We start from the raw sequence: 24,062 nt of genomic DNA, 5'->3' as shown, positions 1-24,062 counted from the left end.
GGCCGACCAAAGCCCGAAAAGCAAATGAAACCGCCACGGCATGCCCTGCCGGGCGGTTTTCTTGAACGGCGGTCCTATACGTCAAAGCGCGCGGCTGTGCAACACCCACCGCGGCGCACGTCTCAGGGCAGCGTGAACCATACCGGCAGCATGCCGGACTGCTGGGCGCCGTCGATCAGTTCAAAGGCCGGCAGCGCGACGAGGAACACCAACCCGTCGAGCAAGGTGGTCAACAGCAGGCGCGGCTTGAAGCTGCCGGTGTCGCCTTCCTGGTAGAGCGAGAGGTTGGGGAAGAAGCGCGGCACTTTCGCCAGATAGGCGGCATAGGGGGCGCCGAGCGCTTCCTTGAGGAATTTCTCCTCGCGCAGGATCACGATGTGGAAGGCACCGGCGCAAAGCAGTGCAAACAGGATGACACCGGAAAACGAGCCGATCTGGGCGCCGACGCCCGCCGCGGCCACTGTCGAGAACACGTAGAGCGGGTTGCGGGTGATCGAGTAGGGCCCGCCGGTCACCACCTCGGCGGATTTGCGCCCGCCAATATAGAGCGTCGCCCAAAGGCGTCCGACGATGCCGAGGAAGATCAGCAACACGCCGAACATCTCGATCGTTTCATGCACCGGCGTGTCGGGCGGGAAGGTCGACTGGCCGAACAGCAGCGCCAGGAACAGCACCGCCACCAGCACGGCAAGCACCAGCCTGCGCATCTGCTGATAGTTGCCCAGCCCATATTTCAATTCATTGTCCAAGGGAGGAATCCGATCGTCGAGGAGCCTGATGCCTGTCGCCCAAAAGTGGCCCCGGTTCTGGGCTGACGACATGCACAAAAACAGAGCCGGCGATCGCAACCGTGGCCGAAAAACAGGCATCCCGCCGATCGTCGGGACGCCCTGTAGCACAATTCGGGCGAATTTGGAGCGCGATGCCGCGCCTAACCTTTTCGTGACCGGGGCGTGATCCCGGGCGTTTCAGGCAAAGGCAGGCTTAGCGCGGCGCCAGCACCATCATCATCTGGCGGCCTTCGAGCTTCGGCTCCGCCTCGACCTTGGCGATGGTCGCCACTTCTTCACGCACCTTGTTCAGAAGCTGCATGCCGAGCTCCATATGCGCCATCTCGCGGCCGCGGAAGCGCAACGTCAGCTTGACCTTGTCGCCTTCCTCGAAGAAGCGGCGGACCGCCTTCATCTTGGTCTCGTAGTCATGGCTGTCGATGTTCGGGCGCATCTTGATCTCCTTGATCTCGATGACCTTCTGATTCTTGCGCGCCTCGGCCGCCTTCTTCTGGTTGGCGTATTTCAACTTGCCGAGATCGAGAATTTTTACGACGGGCGGCACCGCATTGGGCGATATTTCGACGAGATCGAGCCCGACCTCTTCGGCGAGCAGCAATGCGTCGTTTATGGAAACATCGCCGCGGTTCTGGCCTTCGGCGTCGATAAGCTGGACCCGGGGAACCCGGATGTCACGGTTGGAGCGCGGCCCATCCTTGGTCGGCGCCGCTGCTTTGAAAGGTCTGCGAATGGTCGTGGTCTCCTTGGCCGTTTCGTTCCGGGTTTTGTCGGTCTGATGTGTGGACGCGCCAATGTGGGAAGCGCGCGGGCGAAGTCAATAGCACAGCATTGACAGGAAATCACCCTGATCACTGCCTGCACCAAACAAAGAAACGGTGCGAGCACTTTTCGTCACACCTGTGGCTGTGCCACAAGAACCCCGTGCCAGAAGAGGGGCCTGAGGAAATAGCCATGACCGCCACGCCCCCCACCTTTCTCGATGCCCCGATCTTTCTGGACGTTGGGGGATCGCGCATCGCGGTGCGCCATACGGCGGGCTCGGCGCCCGGCATCGTCTGGCTGGGCGGCTACAAGTCCGACATGCTGGGCACCAAAGCACAGACGCTGTCGGACTGGGCGGCAAGAGAAGGCCGCGGCTTCCTGCGCCATGACTATTCCGGTCACGGCGAATCCGGCGGCGCATTTGCCGACGGCACGATCTCGACGTGGCTTTCGCAAAGCCTCGCCGTGTTCCGGCATTTCACCCGTGGCAATCAGATCCTGGTCGGCTCCTCGATGGGCGCCTGGATCGCGCTGCGCATGGTGCAGGAATTGCGCAAAACCGGCGACACCAATGTTGTCGGCTTGGTGCTGCTGGCGCCGGCACCGGATTTTACCAGTGAACTGGTCGAGCCCGTGCTGACCGCGGCGCAGAAGCGCGACCTCGCCGAAAAGGGTTTCTTCGCCGAGCCCTCCGAATATTCAACGGAGCCTTACATCTATACGCGCGCCTTGATCGAGGACGGGCGCGACAATCGGGTGATGACCGGGCCGATCGACACGCATTGCCCGGTCCACATCCTGCAAGGCCTGGCCGATGCGGACGTTCCGTCCAGCCACGCGCTGAAACTGGTCAGCCTGCTACCGGCCGACGATGTCACACTGTCGCTGATTCCCGACGGCGACCACCGCCTGTCACGGCCACAGGACCTCGACATGCTGGTGCGGTCGGTCGGCGACATGGTCGACCGAGGAGCCGGGCGGAGCACGTGACGATGCGCCTCTCCATACCGATCTCCGCCTTTGTCGCGGCTATCGTCGGCTTCGGCGGCACGCTTGCCATCGTCATTGCCGCCGCCCACGCGGTCGGCGCGACGCAAATTCAGACGGCGAGCTGGGTGACGACCATTTGCCTGGCCATGGCGATCGAAAGCCTGTGGCTGTCCTGGCGCACGAGGATGCCTGTCATCACGGCATGGTCGACGCCGGGTCTGGCGCTGATGGCGGCGTCGAGCGGCTTTTCGATCAATGAGGCCGTCGCCGCCTTCATCGTCACAGCCATCCTGTTGATCGCCACCGGCCTGTTTCGGCCTTTGACGCAACTGATCTCCAGGATACCGCCCTCGGTCGCTTCCGGCATGCTGGCCGGCATCGTCGTCACCTTCGCCCTCAATGCGGTCAAGACGGTTCCTGTCGACCCCTGGCTGATCCTGCCGCTGATCGCGGCCTTCTTCGTCATCAGGCTGTTCAATCCGGCGCTGTCGGTGCTGGCGGTGCTGATCGGCGGCGGTCTTGCCGCGTTTCTCACCGGCCGCGTCGGCGGCCTGCCGACGCCGGAACTGTCGACGCTGACGCTGATTGCGCCCGACTTCACCGCCAAGGCGATGATTGGCCTGGCGCTGCCGCTCTATCTCGTCACCATGGCCTCGCAGAACCTGTCGGGCCTCGCCGTGCTGCGCGCCGCAGGCTACCACCCGGAGCCCGGCCCGTTGATCGGCGTCACCGGCCTCTTTTCACTGCTGTCGGCGCCGTTTGGCGGTTCGACCACCAATCTGGCGGCGATTTCGGCGGCGATCTGCACCGGGCCGGACGTCCATTCCGACCCCGCCGAGCGCTGGAAGACCGGGCCGTTCTATGCACTCGCCTATCTCGTCTTCGCGATTTTCGGCGCGTCGCTGGTGGCGATCTTCGCCGTCCTGCCGCAGAGCCTGATCGTGCTGGTGGCGGGTCTTGCGCTGATGGCCTCGCTCGCCAATGCGCTGGCGATCGCGCTGAAGGACGAGGGCGACCGCATGGCCGCCACCGTCACCTTTGTCGTCACCGCTTCCGGGCTGACGTTGTTCGGCGTCGGCGCCGCATTCTGGGGCCTGATCGCCGGGCTGGTCGTGCTTTTCCTCGACAGGCTCAAAAAGCGATAATCATTTCAGCCCCTTGTCCGGTTTTGGCGGACATTGTCTTGAATCGCCGTTTTCCTCTTCCCATTTCGATTCCACGCAGCCGGTTCTGGCTGTCTCCAACCGAAGGAATGGGAGAAAATGAACACATCTGCATTGATCCGCCCGGCCTGGACGCCGGCAACCATCGCGTTGATGGTGATCGGCTTCATGGTGTTCTGGCCGCTAGGCTTCGCCATGCTCGCCTACATCATCTGGGGCGACCGGCTCGACGGCTTCAAGCGCGACGTCAACCGCGCCACAGACGGCATCTTCGCCGGCTGCCGCCGCGGTTCCGACAAGGCCGCGCGCTGGGGCAATGGCTCCGCCCGCACCGGCAACGTCGCTTTCGACGACTGGCGCGAAAAGGAGCTTGAGCGCCTCGCCGAGGAACGCCGCAAGCTCGACGACATGCTGACCGAGTTCGACGACTATGCCCGCGAACTGCGTCGCGCCAAGGATCAGGACGAGTTCGATCGCTTCATGGCGAACCGCCACAAGTCGACCGCGCCGGCGAAGACCGACCCGAGCACCGGCACGACCCCGACCAAGCGCGGCAAGGGCTCGAACCTGCTTGACGACTGAGGCCCGGCGACAGGGCCTTGCGTAAAAGACGGCGTCGCGCGAGCGGCGCCGTTTCTTTTTTGTTCTAGTCGTTTTCCTCGAATCGCGTATCGTCCACCCATGACCATCGGGTTCTTCCGCAATCTGACGAAGCCCAAGCCCACGCCCGTCGTGGAGCGAGAATATTGCGTCGCCGGCCGCACGCTGCCCCTCAAGATCGTCGAGAGTGCCAGGGCGCGGCGCCTGACGCTGCGCATCGATTCCGGCGGCCAGGGCCTGCGCATCACCGTTCCGCCGGGCCTGCGCCGCGGCGAGGTGGATCGGTTCCTCGAGCGCCACCAGGACTGGCTTGAACAGCGGCTGGCCAAGGTGCCGACGCGCCCGCAGGTGCGGCCGGGCATCAGGATCCCGATCCGGGGCGTCCCGCATCGCATTGTCCACGAACCGTCAAAGCGCGGCACCGTTACCATATCGCGCGACGAGCGCGGCCCGCTGCTGGTCGTGCACGGCGACCGTGTGCATCTGCCGCGCCGCATCGCCGATTTCCTGAAGCGCGAGGCCAAGAAGGAAATCGAGAAGCTGGTGATCAAACACACCGAGGCGCTCGGCAAGCGCGCCAAGGCGATCCGCTACAAGGACACCTCCAGCCGCTGGGGCTCCTGCACCTCGGAAGGCAACCTGTCCTTCTCCTGGCGCATCATGATGGCGCCTCAGCCAATCATAAACTATCTCGTCGCGCATGAGGTGGCGCATCTCAAGGAGATGAACCACGGCCCGAAATTCTGGAAATTGTGCGAAAAACTCTGCTCCGACACCGACCGCTGCAAGGATTGGCTGAAACGCAATGGCGGCGCGCTGCAGGCGATCGTGTTCGAATAGGCGTTAGAGACGGCGCACTCTGCCTTGTTGCGGACGTGGGAGATTGGCGAAGGCACCCGCCCCTTCGGGATCCTCGGGTCAGCGCCGCTTCGCTCCTTGCTCCGGCCGCGGCCTGGATGATCTCGAAAGCGGCGAAACGGCCGGGCAGGTCGCGCTGTTCGTCGGCAGCCACCGCTTCCATGGCCACGAACCGCGCGAGATCGGCTTCCGCTCCTTTTCCGCGAGCAGGCGCCGGACGACGCAGAATCCGGCCGCCGATAGGCATCTGATATATACGCGATATCTGATATATATGCCCGATGGGCAGGGATAGATTTGGGTATGTCGCGTTTGGAGACGACGCTCTCTATGCTTTCGGAGCGCTGTTCAGCGGCCTTCGCCTGCTGCACTATTGTCCGGGGGCAAAAATTACCGTGCTGACCGACAGGCCGGCAATTTTCCGGCGATATCCCATCGATGTGATCGAGCTTACAGCCGAGAGAATGACCGAGATGTCCTTTGGCAATCGGTATCTGTTCGGCATCAAAGCAGCCGGCATCATCGATATATTGAGGCGATGTGAACGCCTGTTTTTCATGGATGCGGACATGTATCCCACTGGCGATATCTCGACTTGCTTCAGTGATATCTCCCCGTCGCTTTCAATCATGAGAAAATGCGAAGGCAAGCCAAAGCCCGCCTATCGAACCCTTGAAGAAAAGGGCTGTTTGCTAGGAACCCGTAGACTGACCGGGAGCGAGCCTATGTGGAACAGCGGCGTCCTTGGCGTCCACAACGCCAACATTCCCGCACTGACAGACGCCTATCAAACCATGGAACAAATGATCGGTCTGGTGAGGGCCCATACGCCGGAGCAATTCTGCATTGGCATAGCCTTGTCGGAAGGTGGAAGGACTATCCGCCGCCATCGGCTGCCGATCCGCAACTACAACACGAGGGGCAGAAAGCTCTTTGCTCGAAGGCGCATCGAGGCCTTCTTCGAGGCCAACGGTCACCTCTGTGCCGAGCAGCAGATCAAACAGGCAGCGGCCTACAGGGTCTGGCGAGCGCCGCTCGATCTCTTGCGGCAAAGAGACATCTGGCACTTCTGAAAGTCACCACGGCGGCAATCGGACATTGCTGTCAACCATCCCCAGGGAGCGCGGCGTGGCCGGCGCTCGCTCACCAGTGCCGTTTACGCCTTGTCAGCATTGGCCAAAATCGCGCGTCCTGTTTTGGAATCGCCCTTGACGTTTGGCGAAAAAATGGAATAAATATTTCACCAATAGTGTATTTTGGTTCTTTCGTTCCGTAACGTCTGTTTCAAACGGACGGTTTGGCGTTACAGCCCATGCAGGGCATGCCGAGCGGGACGAAATGACATCAGGGAGAGATTCCCCGGGGAGATCGGGGATTCCGGAGAGATCGGTGCAACCGGACACCAAAAGTGGAGGAGAGATACAATGAAGAAACTGCTTTTGGGCGTCGCCTTCGCGGCGCTAATGAGTTCATCGGCTTTTGCCGCCAAGATCGGCGTCTCGATGGCCAAGTTCGACGACAACTTCCTGACCGTGCTGCGCAACGGCATGATCGCGCAGGCCAAGGGCATGAGCGGCGTCGAGCTGCAGGTCGAGGACGCGCAGAACGACGTCGCCAAACAGCTCGATCAGATCAAGAACTTCGCCGCTTCGGGCGTCGACGCCATCATCGTCAATCCGGTCGACACCTCGGCCACGCAGGCGATGTCGGACGCCGCCGCCGCGGCCAAGATCCCGCTGGTCTATGTCAACCGCCAGCCGGTCAATGTCGACACGCTGCCCGACAACCAGGCCTTCGTCGCCTCGAACGAGGCCGATTCCGGCACGCTCGAAACCAAGGAAGTCTGCCGCCTGTTCAAGGAAGCCGGCAAGAAGGAAGCCAATGTCTACGTGATCATGGGCGAGCTTTCCAACCAGGCGGCCGTTCAGCGCACGAAGGACATCGAGGACGTGATCGCCACGCCGGACTGCAGCTTCATCAAGATCATCGACAAGCAGACCTCGAACTGGGATCGCGACCAGGCCCAGAACCTGATGACCAACTGGCTGTCGACCGGCAAGAAGTTCGATGGCGTCATCGCCAACAATGACGAAAGCGCGATCGGCGCCATCCAGGCGATGAAGGCCGCCAACATCGACATGAAGACCGTTGTAGTCGGCGGTGTCGACGCCACGCAGGACGCGCTTGTCGCGATGCAGGCGGGCGACCTGAAGGTGACGGTGTTCCAGGATGCGGCGGGTCAGGGCGCGGGCGCGCTCGATGCCGCGCTGAAGCTGTCCAAGGGCGAGAAGGTCGAACGCAAGGTCTACGTTCCGTTCCAGCTGGTTACCCCGGCCAACATCGACAAGTTCCTGAAGAAGAACTGAGCGGCGGGCCTGCCCTTACGGGCGGCGCCCTCTGGCAGCAGACGGCGCCGCTCGCTCACCGGCACCCGCAAGGGGCCGACGGACGAGCGCGTCTGACGGAGGATAGAAGATTGTCACAGACATCCCATGGCGTCGGCGGAGTGAGCTACGACGCGAAGAAGCGCACATGGCCGGCCGAATTCAACGTCTTCCTGGCGCTCGTCATCCTCGTCGTCATCTTCGAACTGATCGGCCGCATCTTTCTCGGCGACAGCTTCCTGTTCAACACCCGCAGCGACGTCTCAGGCCTCTTCAACGAGGCGCGCCTGCAGATCATCATCCTGCAGGTGTCGATCGTCGGCATCATCGCCATCGGCGTCACGCAAGTCATCATCACCGGCGGCATCGATCTGTCCTCGGGTTCGATCGTCGGCGCGACCGCGATGATAGCCATGAGTTTCGCCCAGGTGGCGACCGTCAACGGCAATCCCAATCCCAAGGCGATGTTTTTGGCGCAAGGCTGGACCGACCTGCCCGTCATCGTGCCGCTGCTTGTCGCGGTCGGCTGCGGCCTGCTTGCTGGCCTGGTCAACGGCGCGTTGATTGCCTACACGCGCATTCCGCCCTTCATTGCCACGCTGGGCATGATGGTGACCGCGCGCGGCATCGCCAAATGGTGGTCCAAGGGCCAGCCGATCTCGTTTCCCACCGACAGCTTCGCCGCGATCGGCAAGGGCCTGATGCCCGTCATCATCTTCCTGTCGCTGGCCGTGCTGTTCCAGCTGATCATGACCTACACCAGGTATGGCAAGCACTGTTACGCGATCGGCTCCAACGAGGATGCCGCGCGCATGTCGGGCATCAAGATCGCCAACCACAAGATCCTGGTCTATGTCATCGCCGGCATTCTCGCCGCGCTCGCCGCCGTGGTGCTCTCCTCCAAGAACCTCACCGCCCAGGCCGGCATGGGCGTGATGTACGAACTCGACGCCATAGCCATGGCGGTCATCGGCGGCGTCTCGCTGTCGGGCGGGCGCGGCTCGATCGTCGGCACGGTGATCGGCTCGCTGATCTTCGGCGTCATCATCTCCGGTTTCACCTTCCTGCGCCTCGACGCCTACTATCAGGAGATGGTCAAGGGCGTGATCATTGTCGGCGCGGTGGTTCTCGACCAGTGGCGCCAGCGTATGCGGGCATTGAGGGCTTGACCATGACAGACATCGTCCTGAAGACCGAAAACCTGACCAAGCGCTATGGCGGCGTGCATGCGCTGGAAGGCGCCAATTTCGAGCTGCGCAAGGGCGAGCATGTCGCCATCATGGGCGACAACGGCGCCGGCAAATCGACCTTCGTGCGCCAGATCACCGCCGTCGAGCAGCGCACCAACGGCCAGGTCTGGTTCGACGGCAAGGAAGTGAATTTCACCGGTCCGATCGAGGCGCGCGAGGCGGGCATCGAGACGGTGTTCCAGAACCTGGCGCTGGCCGACGATCTCGACGTGCCGTCGAACCTGTTCCTTGGCCGCGAGAAGGTGTTGTTCAATCTCGGGCCGTTCTCGATCCTCGACCGCAAATACATGCGCAAGGCGACCGAGGCCGCCCTGGTGCGCACCGCGGTGAAAATCCCCAATTTATCCAACACCATCCGCCACATGTCGGGCGGCCAGCGGCAGTGCGTGGCGATCGCTAGGACCGCCACCTTCGCCTCCAAGCTGATCATCATGGACGAACCGACAGCCGCGCTTGGCGTGCAGGAGACGGCGCAGGTCGAAAACATCATCCGCACGCTGAAGGACAATGGCGAGCCGCTCATCCTGATCAGCCACAATATGCGCCAGGTGTTCGACCTCTGCGACCGCATCGTCGTCTTCCGGCGCGGCCGCATCGTCGCCAACCTGCGCAAGGAAAACACCGACGGGCAAGACATCGTCTCCTACATCACCGGCGCCAAGACCGGAGAGGCGGAACTGGCGGCATAGGCAGCCGGTTTCCGGGACGATCCGCCGCGCCAGGAAAACACCCTTGCCACCTTTCCCTGACAGAAAGGTGGAGACACAACTCTCTCGAACCCATCCCCCAGAGGAAATATCCATGACTGTTCGCTTCGCCCTCCTCGGTGCCGGCCGCATCGGCAAGGTCCACGCCCGCGCCGTCGGCTCCAACCCGCAGGCCAAACTGGTGGCCGTTGCCGATGCTTTCGAGAAGGCGGCCAAAGAGCTGGCGACGGCCTATGGCGCCGAGGTGCGCAGCATCGACGCCATCGAAAAATCCAAGGACATCGACGCCGTCGTCATCTGCACGCCGACCGATACCCATGCCGACCTGATCGAGCGTTTCGCCAAGGCCGGCAAGGCGATCTTCTGCGAGAAGCCGATCGACCTCAACGTCAAGCGGGTGGAAAAGTGCCTGGCGGTGGTCGAGAAGGCCAAGGCAACGCTGATGGTCGGCTTCAATCGGCGCTTCGACCCCCACTTCGCCGCCGTGCGCAAGGCGATCGACGACGGCGCCATCGGCACGGTCGAGATGGTCACCATCACCTCGCGCGATCCCGGCGCGCCGCCGATCGACTACATCAAGCGCTCGGGCGGTATCTTCCGCGACATGACCATCCATGATTTCGACATGGCACGCTTCCTGCTCGGCGAGGAGCCGGTGGCGGTCAGCGCCCATGCGTCGGTTCTGGTCGACAAGAAAATTGGCGAGGCCGGCGATTTCGACTCGGTCAGCGTCATCCTCGAAACCGCGTCCGGCAAGCAGGCCGTCATCTCCAATTCGCGGCGCGCCACCTATGGCTACGACCAGCGCATCGAGGTGCATGGCTCGAAGGGCATGATCGCGGCCGAAAATCAGCGGCCGGTGTCGATCGAACTGGCCAACGAGAAGGGCTATACGCGCCCGCCGCTGCACGACTTCTTCATGACCCGCTATCTCGACGCCTATGCCAACGAGATCGCTTCGTTCATCGCCGCCGCGACATCCGGCAAGAAGGCAGCACCAAGCGGCGCCGATGGCCTGGTGGCGCTGAAGCTCGCCGATGCGGCGCTGAAGTCGGCGACCACGGGCAAGACCGTTCGTCTCGACAAGTAACAACCGGATCAAGGCACAGGAGCAGAGTGATGAGCGCATCCGCCGGTCGCAATCGTGAAACACGCGCCATCGTCACCGGCGGCGCGCAAGGCATCGGCTTTGCCGTCGCCGAGGCCCTGGCCGACGAGGGCTGCCGGGCGCTGGCGCTCATCGGCCGCTCGCAGGAAAAGGGCGACAAGGCTGTCGCCCACTTCAAGAAATTGGGCGTCGACGCCATCTTCATCAGCGCCGACGTTTCCAAAGTGGCCGACTGCAAGCGCGCGGTCGCCACCGCGCTCGCCCATTTCGGCAGCATCAACGCGCTGGTCAACGCCGCCGCCACCTCGGCGCGCGGTTCGCTGGTCGAGACCAGCGAAGAGCTTTTCGACCAGATCTTCGACACCAATGTGCGCGGCCCGTTTTTCCTGATGCAGGGCGTGGTGGCGCATCTGCTGGAGAAAAAGGCGCCCGGCTCGATCGTCAACGTGCTGTCGATGTCGGCGCATGCCGGCCAGTCGTTCCTGACGCCCTATTCGACCAGCAAGGGCGCGCTGATGACGCTGACCAAGAACGTCGCCAACGCCTATCGCTTCAACCGCATCCGCTGCAACGCCGTGCTGCCCGGCTGGATGGACACGGAAGGCGAGGACGTCGTGCAGAAGAAATGGCACGACGCGCCTGATAACTGGCTGGAGAAGGCCGAAGCCGCGCAGCCGATGGGCCAGCTGGTGAAGCCGGACCAGCTCGCCCGGCTGATCAGCTACATGGTCAGCCCGCAATCGGGCGTCATGACCGGATCGCTGGTCGATTATGACCAAAGCGTTGCAGGATCTTCGCCGGAGTAGTGCCGACCGCGTAGCCCCAACCGAGCAGCCTGGCGCCCTGTTGCGGCAGCATCGCCATTCCCATATAGTCAAGATAGTCAGACTAGTCATTGGGGATAAGAATGCTGCCAGTGCCCAAAGATGCCAATTGGACTGTCGCCGGGGCAAAAGCCCGGCTCTCGGAGGTTATCGAGCTCGCACAGGCGTCGCCTCAGACAATCACCAGAAACGGCAAACCAAGCGTGGTTGTCGTCTCGGCCGAAGAATGGCAGCGCAAGACCGCGCGCAGGGGTTCGCTTGCGGAGTTCCTGCTGGACTCGCCGCTGCGCGGCGCAGACCTCGACCTTGAACGTCAGCGCGATGAACCGCGCGATCTGCCGCTGTGAGGCTGCTGCTCGATACGAATGTCCTGTCCGAGGTGACGAGACCGGCGCCGGACGCACGCGTTCTCAACTGGTTACACGAGCTTGACGAGGACCGCTCGTTCATCAGCGTCGTGTCGATCGCCGAGATCCGGCGCGGCGTCGTGCTCATGGATGAGGGCCGTAAACGCGAGGCATTGGTCGAATGGCTCGCCGAGGACCTGCCGCAGCGCTTCGAGCAGAGGGTTCTTCCGGTAGACCAACCAATTGCCTTGGCCTGGGGCGACCTGATGGGCCTTGCGAAACGTCGCGGTCGCGGTCTGTCGTCGATGGACGGCCTGATCGCAGCCACAGCGATTGCGCGTGAGCTCACCTTGGCGACTCGCAATACGAAGGATTTCGAAGGGTTTGGAATCGATCTTTTCGACCCGTGGGCCGGATGAACTGCTCGATGCCGCAGATACGCTTACGGGCTGAATGCGTTGCCAATTGGCCGAAACGCCCGCCGCGAAATCGCGAGGGGTCGACCATTCCAAACTGCAGCCATCAGCCCCATCGACAAACGCCTTCGCTTCGACTATATGAGCCGCATGATCAACCTGTTCGCCACGTATCGGTACTTTAGCAGCTCGCTGGCGGCGGGAGGATTGCGCTCGATCTGAAGATTGCAGCAAAAGTATCCGAACAGCCGCCAGACCTGGCGGCTTTTTTGTTTCAGCCGGCAGGTCTCCAAACAGGAGCAGAAAGCCGTGTTGACCACCACAGACGACCTCCGGGTCACGGAAATCCGAGAATTGAGCACGCCGGACCAGGTGATGCGGGAGATCCCGCGCACGCTGACGGCGACGCGCACCGTTGCCGCGTCACGTAACGCCATTCATTCCATCCTCACGGGGGCCGACGATCGGCTTGTCGTCATCGTCGGCCCTTGTTCCATCCACGATCCGGTCGCCGCCGTGGACTACGCCAGCCGTCTGGCGGCGCTGCGCGAGGCCCTGTCCGACCGGCTCGAAATCGTCATGCGGGTCTATTTCGAGAAGCCGCGCACGACGGTCGGCTGGAAGGGCCTGATCAACGATCCCGACCTCGACGGCTCCTTCAACATCGAGAAGGGGCTCAGGATGGCGCGCAACGTGCTGTCGGCCGTCAACAATCTCGGCCTGCCGGCGGCAACCGAATTCCTCGACATGACGATACCGCAATACATCGCCGACCTCGTCGCCTGGGGCGCCATCGGCGCGCGCACCACCGAGAGCCAGATCCATCGGGAACTCGCCTCCGGCCTCTCCTGCCCGGTCGGCTTCAAGAACGGCACCGACGGCAATCTCAGGATCGCCGGCGAGGCGGTGAAGTCGGCGGCCCAGCCGCACCATTTCATGGCGGTGACCAAGGGCGGACGCAGCGCCATTGCGGCGACAGCCGGCAATGACGACTGCCATGTCATCCTGCGCGGCGGCGTACAGCCCAATTATGACGCGACGAGCGTTGAGGCGGCGGCGGTGGAACTCGCCCGCATCGGCGTGGCGCCCCGGCTGATGATCGATGTCAGCCATGCCAACTCCGCCAAGAAGCCCGAGAACCAGCCCAAGGTCGCGACCGATGTCGCCGGGCAGGTGGCGGCGGGCGACGAGCGTATCATCGGCGTCATGATCGAGAGCAATCTCGTCGCCGGACGGCAGGACGTGGTGCCCGGCAAGCCGCTCGTCTACGGCCAGAGCATCACCGATGGCTGCATCGACTGGGCGACCACCGAGACCGTGCTGCACGGCCTTGCCGGTGCCGTCGAGTGGCGCCGCTCGGCACGCCGCGCCATGCTGGAAAACCGGCAGGGCGCGGCCTGATGCGATGACGATCAGCCAAGGGCGGCGCTACGAAGATCACGCCGCCCTCAGTCCCTCCCATGCGGTGAACACCGACACCGCGAAGAGCAGCAATCCGGCCGCCCGGCCCGCAAGAATGGTCGCCCGCGGATTGGCTATCAAAAGGCTGCGGCTGCGGCCGGCCGTGACCGCGAGCCCGCCATAGATCGCGGCCTGGGTGACGACCGTCATCAGGCCCATTATTGTTGCCTGCATCCAGATCGGGCCGTAATCCGGCTTGAGGAACTGCGGGTAGACGGCAAGCACGAACAAATAAGCCTTCGGGTTGATCAGGCAGGTCACCAGCCCCTGTCGAAACGCCTTCCAGGCGGTGCGGCTGCCAGCAGGGCCGTCCTGGCCGACGGTGATGGAGCTGCGCATCAGCGTGATGCCGATGAAGGCCATGTAGGCGGCGCCGGCGATCAGCAGCGGCTTGAACAGGATCGGCACGAAATGCATGAGCAGGCCGACGCCGATGGCCCCATTGAGCGTGTGCACCATGCCGCCGACCATGATGCCCCCCGTTGCGGCGAGGCCCCTGTCGCGTCCGCCGGTCAGCGCATTGGCCAGCACGAACAGCATGTCCATGCCCGGCACGGCGATGATGCCGAACAGCAGGATAAAGAAAAGCCAGAGATTTTCCGCATAACCCATGTCAGTTGCCTGCCGCCTCGCTCCGCCAAGCCGAAGCGGAACCTGTTGATTTTCAAATCGATAGACGATCCTATAGGCTGGCCCAACTGACGATGGTGTGTCAGTTGTGATCGACATCAGGTGAAAAAATGCGCAAGGCGTCGCGCCTGTTCGAGATCATTCAGATCCTGCGGCTGGCTCGGCAGCCGGTGACGGCGGCCATGATTGCCGAGCAGCTGGAAGTGACTGTCCGTTCGATCTATCGCGACATCGCGGCGCTGCAGGCGATGCGTGTGCCGATCGAGGGTGGGCGTGGCATCGGTTACATACTGCGGCCCGGCTTCGACCTGCCGCCGCTGATGTTTTCGATCGAGGAGATGGAGGCGATCGTGCTGTCGCTGGCGCTGCTCGAGCGCACGGGAGACGACGAGCTCAAGCAGGCTGCCAAGCGCGTCAGTGCCAAGATCGCGGGCGCGGTGCCGCAACCTCTGCGCCAGACCTTCGAGGCCAATGCGCTGCATGCCTGGGGTTTTTCCGCGCCTTCGGCCGGCACGATCGACCTGGCGCTGGTGCGCCGCGCCATCCGCGACGAGGAGAAGCTCGACCTTTCCTACCGCGACGAAATGGGCCGTGCTTCCGAGCGCCTCGTCCGCCCGATCGCGCTGATCTACTATGCCGAGAACGCCAACATCGTCGCCTGGTGCGAGCTGCGCCAGGCCATCCGCAATTTCCGCAGCGACCGCATCGAGGACTGCCGGCCGACCGGACTGCGGTTCAAGGGCGAAGGCGACCGCTTGCGGCAGGTCTGGGTCGATGGCTGGGAGACCAACGCCGTGAGCGGTTGAGACGAGCGGAGACTACCGCACATCCACCCAGCGCCTTTCCGCGAACGAGCGGGCCATTGCGTGCACGGTGCGCTCGATCTCCAGCCCTTCGTCGAATTCGATGAGCCGTGCCGGCTTGCCGGCAAGGCGGGTAAGCAATTCATGGCATTCGATGATCTTGAGATCGTTGAAGCCGAGGCCGTGGCCCGGCGCCGGCAGGAACGCATCGTAGGGCTTGTGGTGCGGCGCCATCAGGATGGTGCGATAGCCCTGCTCGGTCGGGCGATCCGCTGTGACGTAGAGCTGGATTTCGTTCATCCGCTCCTGGTCGAACAGGATCGACCCTTTCGAGCCGAAGATCTGGATGGCGATGCGGCCCTTGCGGCCCCAGGCCGAGCGATTGACCAGCAAAGTGCCGGCGACCCCGTTTTCCAGATGCATCAGGACACTGGCGATATCATAGGTCTCGACCGCGCGGCGCCCGCCGGCGGCCAGCTTGCGATCGGCATAGGGCTTGGCCATGTCGCAGATGACCTTTGCGACGCGGCCGAACAGCGCCGAGACCAGCGACAGCGGATGCACGGCGAAATCGTCGAGCGCGCCATAGCCTGACGCGGCCTCGTGCTTCCAGAAGAACAGCGCCTTGGGATCGGCCATGAAGTCCTCGTCCATCTCGATGCGCAGATGGTTGACCTCGCCGATGATCTTCTCGTCGAGCAGCGCGCCGATGTGGCGGATGGCCGGGCTCTGGATGTAGTTGTAGCCAAGCGCGGCGACCTTGCCCGATTTCTTCGCCGCCGCAGCCATCGCCTCGGCTTCGGCAAAGCTCGGCGCCATCGGCTTTTCGCACCACAGATGCTTGCCAGCCTCCAGGATGGCGATGGCCATTTCCGGATGGAACTGGTTGGGCGTGGTCAGCGAGACGATGTCGACCTCGGGGTCGTTGACGACGGCGCGCCAGTCGCCGGACGCCCTGGCGAAACCGAATTCGCCGGCCTTGCGCCGGGCGAGCTCCTCATTGACTTCGCCGAGATGGACGAGCCTGGGCTTGGCGACATCGGGAAAGACGGCGCCGACGGCACTCCACGCGATGGCATGGCATTTGCCCATGAAGCCCGTGCCGATAAGACCGACGCCAACCATTTTCCGTTTCTCCATTGCCTGAAGCGCTGGATGGATGAATTAGTCCATTTCTTCCTGGAATGGAATGTCTGCCTCATTTTTTATGGCGTTCTTGCGCAGGCCCGTTATGATGGGGCAGAGAGGACGTTTCCAATGCATGTCGCCCAAAAGTGCGCAGCGGTTTTGGGACCACGACATGCATGGAATCAAACGGTCTAAAGCGCGCTGACGCGCTTGGGACAAGCTTGGACGGGCCAACGATGGACGAACGGGTACCTCGCGACTTCGAGACGCTGCGCTCCACCATCCTGGACCGGCGCGAAAGCCTGCCGAAGCGTATCGCCCAGATCGCCGCCTACGCGCTCGACAATCCCGACGATATAGCCTTCGGCACCGCCGCCAGCATCGCCGCTTCGGCCGGCGTGCAGCCCTCGACCCTGATCCGCTTTGCCCAGCAGCTGGGCTTCGACGGCTTCACCAGCCTGCAACAGGTGTTTCGCGAGCGGCTGCGCGAGCGCAACTCGTCCTATGACGAGCGGCTGCAGGCGCTGCGCGCCAAGGCGGAGGGCGGCGCCGGACACCGCGCGATCTTCGACGGCTTCGTCGCCGCCGCCAGCACCTCGCTCAACGACATTTCGCGCACGCTGGACGACGCGCATCTGGAAGAGGCGATTTCGCTGCTGGCAAAAGCGCAGACCATCTATGTGCTGGCCAAGCGACGCTCCTATCCGGTGGCGACCTACATCGCCTATGCGCTTGGCAAGCTGAAGATCCGCAACCAGCTGATCGAATCGGCCGCCGGCCTGAACGCCGAGATGGTCGCCTTCGCCACCCCGGCGGATGCCGTCATCGCTATCTCCTTCTCGCCCTACGCGCCGGCGACCATCGAGGAAGCACGCACCATTTCGGAACAGGGCGTGCCGATCGTCGCCATCACCGACAGCTCGTTTTCGCCGCTTGCCCAGTTCGCGAGGGTCTGGTTCGAGGTTGCCGAGGCTGATTTCGCCGGCTTCCGTTCACTGTCGGCGACGATGGCGCTGGCCATGGCGCTGACCGTCGGCGTCGGCGAGAAGCGGCGCGACGCCAGCCGCAAGCGCAAGGCCTGACCCTGCGCCATTTCTTCTTTGACCATGATCTTTCCGAAAACCTAGCCATTTTCGCTTACGCGGTCCTGCGGTTCGGGATCATGGTCCGGCAATTTTAGGCCAGGGAACGCTCATTCCATATTGACTATGGATTGGAATTATTATTTCATATTGCCGGCATCACGCTGCCGCTCGCGCGTGTTACCCAAACAATGTTGTTCCTGACAACAAGACTGACGGGAGGTTCCAATGAGCGAAGCCGTGGATTCCAGACAGGCGCCGCTCGACGTCATCACCATCGGTCGCGCTTCCGTCGACCTTTATGGCCAGCAGATCGGCTCGCGGCTCGAGGACATCACCTCCTTCGCCAAGTCGGTCGGTGGCTGCCCGGCCAACATTTCGGTCGGCACGGCCAGGCTCGGCCTGCGCTCGGCGCTGCTGACGCGCGTCGGCGACGAGCAAATGGGCCGCTTCATCCGCGAACAGCTCAAGCGCGAAGGCGTCAACACCGACGGGCTGAAGACAGACAAGGAACGATTGACGGCACTGGTGCTGCTGTCGGTCGAGAGCGAAGGCGTTTCGCCGATGATCTTCTACCGCAGCGACTGCGCCGACATGGCGCTGGCGCCGGAGGATATCGACGAGGCCTTCATCGCCTCGGCCCGCTCGATCGTCGTCACCGGCACGCATTTTTCGCGGTCCAATAGCGACGCCGCGCAGCGCAAGGCAATCCGCATCATGAAGGCCAAGGGCGGCAAGGTGGTCTTCGACATCGACTACCGGCCCAATTTGTGGGGCCTCGCCGGCCATGCCGAAGGCTTCGAGCGCTATGTCAAATCCGACCGGGTTTCGGCCCAGTTGAAGACGGTGCTGCCCGATTGCGATCTCATCGTCGGCACCGAAGAAGAGATCATGATCGCCTCGGGCGCCGATGATTGCCTGAGCGCGCTGAAGACAATCCGCGCGCTGTCGCCGGCCACCATCGTCTTGAAGCGCGGCGCCATGGGCTGCATCGTCTACGACGGGCCAATCAGCGACGATCTCGAGGACGGTGTCGTCGGCAAGGGTTTTCCGATCGAGATCTACAATGTGCTGGGCGCCGGCGACGCCTTCATGTCGGGCTTCCTGCGCGGCTGGCTGGGCGGCGAAGACCACGCGACGGCGGCGACCTGGGCCAATGCCTGCGGCGCCTTCGCGGTGTCGCGGCTGCTGTGCGCGCCGGAATATCCGACCTTCGAGGAGCTGCGCTTCTTCCTCAGGAACGGCAGCAAGCATCGGGCACTGCGCAAGGATGAGGCGATCAACCACATCCATTGGGCGACCACCCGCCGGCGCGACATTCCTTCGCTGATGGCGCTCGCCTGCGACCATCGCGTGCAGCTCGAGGATGTGGCGGCGAAAGCCGGCGCCGATCCGGCGCGCATCCGCGATTTCAAGGTGCTGGCGGTCAAGGCCGCCGCGAAGGTCGCCGCTGGCCGCGACGGCTACGGCATGCTGATCGACGAGAAACATGGACGTGAGGCGATGTTCGAATTCGCCAGGCATTCGTTCGCCTGGCTTGGACGACCGGTGGAGCTGCCGGGATCGAGGCCGCTGCGCTTCGAATTCTCGCAGGACATCGGCTCGCAGCTCGTCGAATGGCCCGTCGACCACTGCATCAAATGCCTGTGCTTCTACCATCCCGACGATCCGGCTGATCTCAAGGAAGAGCAGCAGCAGAAGCTGCGTTCGCTATTCGAGGCGGCGCGCAAGGTCGGCCGGGAACTTCTCGTCGAAATCATCGCCGGCAAGAACGGCAGGCTCGACGACACGACCATTCCGCGCGCGCTGGAAGAGCTTTATGCGCTCGGCATCAAGCCGGACTGGTGGAAACTCGAGCCGCAGGCGTCGGCCGGCGCATGGGCCAAGATCGAAGCCGTCATCCTGAAGCACGATCCCTGGTGCCGGGGCGTCGTACTACTCGGGTTGGAAGCGCCACAGGACGAGCTGGAGGCCGCCTTCGCCGCCACCGCCAAGGCGCCGATCGTCAAGGGCTTTGCCGTCGGCCGCACCATCTTCGTCCATGCGGCCGAACAATGGCTGGCCGGCAGGATGTCGGATGACGAAGCCGTCGCCGACATGGCGTCACGGTTCGAACAGCTGACCGAAGCGTGGCTTGCCGCGCGTGGCCGTAAAGCAGCATAAGAAGGCGCGGCAAAAGGACTGCGGAGGAACCTATCATGAGCAAGACAATCCGCCTGACTATGGCGCAGGCGCTGACCCGCTTCCTCAGCCGCCAGATGACCGAGATCCACGGTAAGAAAGTCCCGATCTTTGGCGGCGTCTGGGCGATCTTCGGCCATGGCAACGTCGCCGGCATCGGCGAGGCGCTCTACCAGGTGCGCGACGAATTGCCGACCTTCCGTGCCCACAACGAGCAGGCGATGGCGCATGCGGCGATCGCCTACGCCAAGGCCAATTTCCGCCGCCGCTTCATGGCCGCGACCTCTTCGATCGGCCCCGGCGCGCTCAACATGGTGACGGCCGCCGCACTCGCGCATGTCAACCGCTTGCCGGTGCTGTTTTTACCGGGCGATGTCTTTGCCAACCGCATCCCGGATCCGGTTTTGCAGCAGGCCGAGGACTTTTCCGACGGCACGGCGACGGTCAACGACTGCTTCCGCCCGGTGTCGCGCTACTTCGACCGCATCACGCGGCCGGAGCAGATCATCCCGGCGCTCAACCGCGCCATGCAGGTGCTGACCGATCCGGCCGATTGCGGCCCGGTGACGCTGTCGCTCTGCCAGGATGTGCAGGCCGAGGCCTATGATTATCCCGAGAGCTTTTTCGCCGAGCGGGCCTGGCGCCAGCGCCGGCCGCGCCCGGACCGCCAAGAGCTTGCCGCGGCTGCCGCAGCGCTGAAGGGCGCGAAGAAGCCGCTGATCATCGCAGGCGGCGGCGTTCTCTATTCGCAGGCTTCCGCTGAGCTGGCGAAATTCGTCGAAGGCGCCGGAATTCCGGTCTGCGAGACGCAAGGCGGCAAATCCTCGCTTCCGGACGATCATTCGCTCAACATGGCGGCGGTCGGCGTCACCGGCACTTCGGCCGCCAACCGGCTGGCCGAGGAAGCCGATGTCGTGCTTGCCATCGGCACGCGCTTGCAGGATTTCACCACCGGCTCGTGGGGGCTGTTCAAGAATTCCGGCAAGACCATCGTCGGCTTGAACGTGCAGCCCTTCGATGCCGGCAAGCACCGGGCGCTGCCGCTGGTCGCCGATGCGGCCGAGGGCCTGGCAGAACTCGGTGTCGCGCTGAAAGGCTGGAAGGCGCCTGGCGCCTGGACCGACAATGCCGCCAAGGGCAAGAAAGAATGGCAGGCCGAGGCGGCCAAAGTGACGGCCTCGACCAATGCGGCGTTCCCGTCCGACGCGCAGGTGATCGGCGCGGTGCAGCGGGCGATGGGCGCCAGTGTGACGCTGCTGAATGCCTCCGGCGGCCTGCCGGGCGAACTGCACAAGCTCTGGCAGGCGGGCGCGCCCGGTTCGTACCATGGCGAATACGGCTTCTCGACCATGGGTTACGAGATTGCAGGCGGGCTCGGCGCCAAGATGGCCAAACCAGACCAGGAGGTCGTCGTGATGATCGGTGATGGCTCCTATCTGATGATGAACTCCGAAATCGCCACCTCGGTGATGCTCGGTTTGAAGCTGACCATCGTGCTGCTCGACAACCGTGGCTATGGTTGCATCAACCGGCTGCAGATGGCGACCGGCGGCGCCAACTTCAACAATCTCCTGAAGGACGCGCGCCACGAGATCCTGCCCGACATCGACTTCGCGGCGCATGCGGCGAGCATGGGCGCGATCGCCGAGAAAGTGCCGTCGATCGCCGGGCTGGAAAGCGCGCTGCAGAAGGCGAAGCCGAACGACCGTACAACCGTGCTGGTCATCGACACCGACCCGCTGGTCTCCACCGATGCCGGCGGCCATTGGTGGGATGTGGCGGTGCCGGAAGTCTCTGCGCGGCCGCAGGTCAACGCGGCGCGCAAGGCCTATGACGAGAAGCGTCAGATGCAGAGCGTTGGCGATTGATGCTAAGTCGGCGCTGCCCTCTCGCTTAGGACCCCCCAGGGGGAGGGTAAACACGAAACTGGAGTGACGACTTGAAAGCCAAACTGGGCATGTCCCCCATCGCATGGTGGAACGACGATCTTGCAGAACTGAGCGATGACGTGTCGCTGGAGGAGTGCCTGCGCCAGTCGCGTTCGGCCGGCTTCACCGGCATGGAGATGGGCCGGCGTTTCCCCAACGATCCCGCCGTCATGCTGCCGATTCTCAAGGCCGTCGACGTGACGCTGTGCGGCGGCTGGTTCTCGGGCACCCTGGTCGATGAGGAGATGAGCAAGAACAAGGATCGCATCCAGCCGATGATCGACCTGTTCAAGGCGGTGAACGCGCCTTGCATCGTCTATGGCGAAGTCGGCCGCTCGATCCAGGGCGATCGTTCGAAGCCGCTGGCCACCAAGCCGAAACTGTCCAGCGACGAGATGAAGGCCTATGGCCGGCGCCTGACCGAGTTCGGCGAATGGTGCGCCGAGCAAGGCATGCCGCTTTCCTACCATCACCATATGGCGGCGGTAGTCGAGACCGAGCCGGAACTCGATGCCTTCATGCGCCATTCCGGGGAGGGCATCCCGCTGCTGCTCGATGCCGGGCATCTCGCCTTTGCCGGTGGCGACGTGCTGCGCGCCATCGACAATCACCACAAGCGCATCAGCCATGTCCATGTGAAGGATGTCCGCATGGCTGTGGTCGACAAGCTCGATCGCACGAAACAGTCCTTCCTTGACGCCGTGGCGCTCGGCGCCTTCACCGTGCCGGGCGACGGCTCGCTGGATTTCGGCGCCATCGTGCAGCGCTTCGCCGACCATGGCTATGAGGGCTGGTTCGTGGTCGAGGCCGAGCAGGACCCGAAGAAGAACCCGCCGCTGAAGATGGCGCAGGTTGGCCACAAGGAATTGATGCGGGTGATGACGGCTGCCGGTTACACGGTGGAGACGCAGGGCTTCCCGAATGCCTGAAGGCTGGATTCGCCGCCACGCGCGGTCTATCTGAAGTCAGGTCTGCTGAACCCGGATGGCGCGATGAAAGACTATGAGCACCCCTTCTTCCGGCCGCTGTGGCGGCGGGTGACCGTTGTCGCCGTCTGCGTGATCTGGTCGGGGATCGAGTTCGCCACCGGCACCCCGTTCTGGGGTGTCATCGCGCTCGGCTTCGCCGGATATGCTGTGTGGCAGTTCTTCTACCTCTACAAGCCCGCCGAGCAGAACGAGGCGACGCCTGACGAGACGAACAGCGGCGAACCCAAGGCTGACCCTGAACCAAAGGAATGATTGGAGACGATCCTGTGGATCGGAGACTGCGTAGCGGATTACAAAGGTTGGCGATTGGGCCGAAACGCCTCTCGCTTCGTCATCCTAGGGCGGAGCAAGGAGCGCAGCGACGCGGCGCAGACCCGAGGATCCATGCCGCGCCCCATGAGCGCCGCTACGGTGCAGAATTTTGTGCCGCTGCGCCTTCGATTGAAGTCACGGAATGGATCCTAGGGTCTTCGCGACGGAGCTTCGCTCCTGCTTCGCCCTAGGATGACGAAGGGGTCGGTGCTTCGGCCGATCTCGAGGGGTCTGCGACTTCAGGCAAATGGCGCGATTGGCGGCCGCCCGCCAATACGAACGCGATAGGAGAGACAAAAATGTCGAAACTGCTCGTCAAAGCCGACAAGGGCCGTGGCCGCGTTGCCCACGTCACGCCGAAAAGCGCTGGCTGGACCTATGTCGGTTTCGACCTGCACCGGCTGAAGCCCGGCGAGACGGCATCCGGCAAGACCGGGGATCGCGAGGTCTGTCTCGTATTCGTCACCGGCAAGGGCAAGGGAAAGGCAGGCGGCGAAGATCTTGGCCTGCTCGGCGAACGCATGTCGCCCTTCGAGGGCAAGCCATGGTCGGTCTATGTGCCCGAGGGATCGGACTGGTCGGTGACGGCTGATACCGAACTGGAACTGGCCGTCTGCTCGGCGCCCGGTCTTGGCGGCGGGCTGCCGGTTCGGGTGATCGGCCCCGACGATCTTGGCCAGGAAGTGCGCGGCAAGGGCACCAACACGCGCTATGTCACCAACATCCTGCCGGAAGGCAAGCCGGCCGACTCGCTGCTGGTGGTCGAGGTCATCACGCCGGGCGGCCACACATCGAGTTATCCGCCGCACAAGCATGACCAGGACAATCTGCCTGCCGAATCCTATCTCGAGGAGACCTATTACCATCGCCTGAACCCGCCGCAGGGCTTTGCCTTCCAGCGCGTCTACACCGACGCCGACAAAAATGGACATCGCGCGCTCGACGAAGCCATGGCGATCGAGGATGGCGATGTCGTGCTGGTGCCCAAGGGCTATCACCCCTGCGCCGCCTGCCACGGCTATGACCTCTATTATCTCAATGTCATGGCCGGGCCGAAGCGGACGTGGAAATTCCACAATGCGCGCGAGCACGAATGGTTGATGAAGGCCTGACCGTTCCGGGATTCGGGCTGAATTTGTTGGTCCAGCTGGGAAAAATCGTCGGCTAAGGACCGACGGGGTCGATTTGCCATCGAAAACCCGTCAAAGCTTCGTCAATCCGTCATGGAAATCACCTATGGCAGCGGAGCTTAGTGCATGTCGCCCAAAAGTCTGCAGCGGTTTTGGGACAACGACATGCACAAAATGAAGACTTAAAGCGCGCCGCGGCGCGCTTTAACGAGGACTTC

At 63.2% G+C, this 24,062-nt stretch carries 24 protein-coding genes and 1 pseudogene; 21 read left to right on the top strand and 4 right to left on the bottom strand.

What is annotated here, in order from left to right:
- Positions 1-122: 122 nt before the first annotated feature.
- Positions 123-749, bottom strand: a complete 627-nt coding sequence (locus A3AU_RS0116180; RefSeq protein WP_027053775.1) for a methyltransferase family protein — start codon at positions 747-749, stop codon at positions 123-125.
- A gap of 235 nt (positions 750-984) precedes the next feature.
- Positions 985-1,521, bottom strand: coding sequence for a translation initiation factor IF-3 (gene infC, locus A3AU_RS0116175; protein WP_081709566.1), 537 nt, complete (start codon positions 1,519-1,521; stop codon positions 985-987).
- Positions 1,522-1,742: 221 nt separating this feature from the next.
- On the opposite strand from infC, the gene A3AU_RS0116170 reads away from it, so the two are divergent.
- The 14 genes and pseudogenes from A3AU_RS0116170 (at position 1,743) to A3AU_RS0116105 (ending at position 13,601) form a co-directional block, all read left to right on the top strand.
- Positions 1,743-2,543 carry an alpha/beta hydrolase gene (locus A3AU_RS0116170; RefSeq protein ID WP_027053773.1) on the top strand — a complete coding sequence of 267 codons (801 nt, stop codon included), beginning with the start codon at positions 1,743-1,745 and terminating at the stop codon, positions 2,541-2,543.
- A 2-nt stretch (positions 2,544-2,545) separates the two neighbouring features.
- Positions 2,546-3,688, top strand: a complete 1,143-nt coding sequence (locus A3AU_RS0116165; protein ID WP_027053772.1) for a benzoate/H(+) symporter BenE family transporter — start codon at positions 2,546-2,548, stop codon at positions 3,686-3,688.
- 117 nt (positions 3,689-3,805) lie between these two features.
- Positions 3,806-4,288, top strand: coding sequence for a DUF2852 domain-containing protein (locus A3AU_RS0116160; protein WP_027053771.1), 483 nt, complete (start codon positions 3,806-3,808; stop codon positions 4,286-4,288).
- 99 nt (positions 4,289-4,387) lie between these two features.
- Positions 4,388-5,146: a M48 family metallopeptidase gene (locus tag A3AU_RS0116155; protein WP_027053770.1), complete on the top strand. Its 759-nt coding sequence runs from the start codon at positions 4,388-4,390 to the stop codon at positions 5,144-5,146.
- A gap of 107 nt (positions 5,147-5,253) precedes the next feature.
- Positions 5,254-5,383 (top strand): annotated as a pseudogene (locus A3AU_RS1000000140390) (LacI family transcriptional regulator); the annotation flags it as partial.
- A gap of 62 nt (positions 5,384-5,445) precedes the next feature.
- Positions 5,446-6,237: a hypothetical protein gene (locus A3AU_RS0116145; protein ID WP_027053768.1), complete on the top strand. Its 792-nt coding sequence runs from the start codon at positions 5,446-5,448 to the stop codon at positions 6,235-6,237.
- Positions 6,238-6,588: 351 nt separating this feature from the next.
- A complete protein-coding gene (locus tag A3AU_RS0116140; protein WP_027053767.1) occupies positions 6,589-7,530 on the top strand; it encodes a sugar ABC transporter substrate-binding protein in 942 nt (313 codons plus the stop codon).
- Positions 7,531-7,640: 110 nt separating this feature from the next.
- Positions 7,641-8,717 carry an ABC transporter permease gene (locus A3AU_RS0116135; RefSeq protein WP_027053766.1) on the top strand — a complete coding sequence of 359 codons (1,077 nt, stop codon included), beginning with the start codon at positions 7,641-7,643 and terminating at the stop codon, positions 8,715-8,717.
- 2 nt (positions 8,718-8,719) lie between these two features.
- Positions 8,720-9,487, top strand: coding sequence for an ATP-binding cassette domain-containing protein (locus A3AU_RS0116130; RefSeq protein WP_027053765.1), 768 nt, complete (start codon positions 8,720-8,722; stop codon positions 9,485-9,487).
- Positions 9,488-9,599: 112 nt separating this feature from the next.
- Positions 9,600-10,595, top strand: coding sequence for an inositol 2-dehydrogenase (iolG, locus tag A3AU_RS0116125; protein ID WP_027053764.1), 996 nt, complete (start codon positions 9,600-9,602; stop codon positions 10,593-10,595).
- 29 nt (positions 10,596-10,624) lie between these two features.
- On the top strand, positions 10,625-11,419 hold the full coding sequence (locus A3AU_RS0116120) for an SDR family oxidoreductase (protein WP_027053763.1): 795 nt from the start codon (positions 10,625-10,627) through the stop codon (positions 11,417-11,419).
- Positions 11,420-11,520: 101 nt separating this feature from the next.
- Positions 11,521-11,784, top strand: a complete 264-nt coding sequence (locus A3AU_RS0116115; protein ID WP_027053762.1) for a type II toxin-antitoxin system Phd/YefM family antitoxin — start codon at positions 11,521-11,523, stop codon at positions 11,782-11,784.
- Positions 11,781-12,203, top strand: a complete 423-nt coding sequence (locus A3AU_RS0116110; RefSeq protein ID WP_027053761.1) for a type II toxin-antitoxin system VapC family toxin — start codon at positions 11,781-11,783, stop codon at positions 12,201-12,203. The genes A3AU_RS0116115 and A3AU_RS0116110 overlap by 4 nt, the downstream gene beginning before the upstream one ends.
- Before the next feature lie 306 nt (positions 12,204-12,509).
- Positions 12,510-13,601 carry a 3-deoxy-7-phosphoheptulonate synthase gene (locus A3AU_RS0116105; protein WP_027053760.1) on the top strand — a complete coding sequence of 364 codons (1,092 nt, stop codon included), beginning with the start codon at positions 12,510-12,512 and terminating at the stop codon, positions 13,599-13,601.
- 36 nt (positions 13,602-13,637) lie between these two features.
- Here the strand turns inward: A3AU_RS0116105 and A3AU_RS0116100 are convergent, their stop codons facing one another.
- Positions 13,638-14,273, bottom strand: a complete 636-nt coding sequence (locus A3AU_RS0116100; protein WP_027053759.1) for a LysE family translocator — start codon at positions 14,271-14,273, stop codon at positions 13,638-13,640.
- Positions 14,274-14,401: 128 nt separating this feature from the next.
- Here A3AU_RS0116100 and A3AU_RS0116095 point away from each other — a divergent pair, with 128 nt between their 5' ends.
- Positions 14,402-15,097: a helix-turn-helix transcriptional regulator gene (locus A3AU_RS0116095; protein WP_027053758.1), complete on the top strand. Its 696-nt coding sequence runs from the start codon at positions 14,402-14,404 to the stop codon at positions 15,095-15,097.
- 12 nt (positions 15,098-15,109) lie between these two features.
- On the opposite strand, the gene A3AU_RS0116090 is transcribed toward A3AU_RS0116095, so the two are convergent.
- On the bottom strand, positions 15,110-16,219 hold the full coding sequence (locus A3AU_RS0116090) for a Gfo/Idh/MocA family protein (RefSeq protein ID WP_027053757.1): 1,110 nt from the start codon (positions 16,217-16,219) through the stop codon (positions 15,110-15,112).
- A gap of 239 nt (positions 16,220-16,458) precedes the next feature.
- Here A3AU_RS0116090 and A3AU_RS0116085 point away from each other — a divergent pair, with 239 nt between their 5' ends.
- The 6 genes from A3AU_RS0116085 (at position 16,459) to iolB (ending at position 23,826) form a co-directional block, all read left to right on the top strand.
- A complete protein-coding gene (locus A3AU_RS0116085; RefSeq protein WP_027053756.1) occupies positions 16,459-17,304 on the top strand; it encodes a MurR/RpiR family transcriptional regulator in 846 nt (281 codons plus the stop codon).
- Between the two features lie 228 nt (positions 17,305-17,532).
- The gene (locus tag A3AU_RS0116080) at positions 17,533-19,467 is read left to right on the top strand and encodes a bifunctional 5-dehydro-2-deoxygluconokinase/5-dehydro-2-deoxyphosphogluconate aldolase (protein ID WP_027053755.1); all 1,935 of its coding nucleotides are present in this window, start codon (positions 17,533-17,535) and stop codon (positions 19,465-19,467) included.
- Between the two features lie 35 nt (positions 19,468-19,502).
- Entirely contained in the window at positions 19,503-21,353 is a 1,851-nt protein-coding gene (iolD, locus tag A3AU_RS0116075) for a 3D-(3,5/4)-trihydroxycyclohexane-1,2-dione acylhydrolase (decyclizing) (RefSeq protein WP_027053754.1), read from the top strand.
- Positions 21,354-21,424: 71 nt separating this feature from the next.
- Complete coding sequence (gene iolE / locus A3AU_RS0116070; protein WP_027053753.1) at positions 21,425-22,342, top strand: myo-inosose-2 dehydratase; 918 nt, start codon at positions 21,425-21,427, stop codon at positions 22,340-22,342.
- 63 nt (positions 22,343-22,405) lie between these two features.
- Complete coding sequence (locus A3AU_RS0116065) at positions 22,406-22,654, top strand: DUF3329 domain-containing protein (protein ID WP_027053752.1); 249 nt, start codon at positions 22,406-22,408, stop codon at positions 22,652-22,654.
- 359 nt (positions 22,655-23,013) lie between these two features.
- Complete coding sequence (gene iolB / locus A3AU_RS0116060) at positions 23,014-23,826, top strand: 5-deoxy-glucuronate isomerase (protein WP_027053751.1); 813 nt, start codon at positions 23,014-23,016, stop codon at positions 23,824-23,826.
- Positions 23,827-24,062 lie beyond the last annotated feature (236 nt).

Origin of the sequence: Mesorhizobium erdmanii USDA 3471, assembly GCF_000472705.1 — a bacterium.
GTDB classification, from domain to species: Bacteria; Pseudomonadota; Alphaproteobacteria; order Rhizobiales; family Rhizobiaceae; genus Mesorhizobium; species Mesorhizobium erdmanii.
This window is presented reverse-complemented; position numbering and strand designations above follow the sequence as displayed.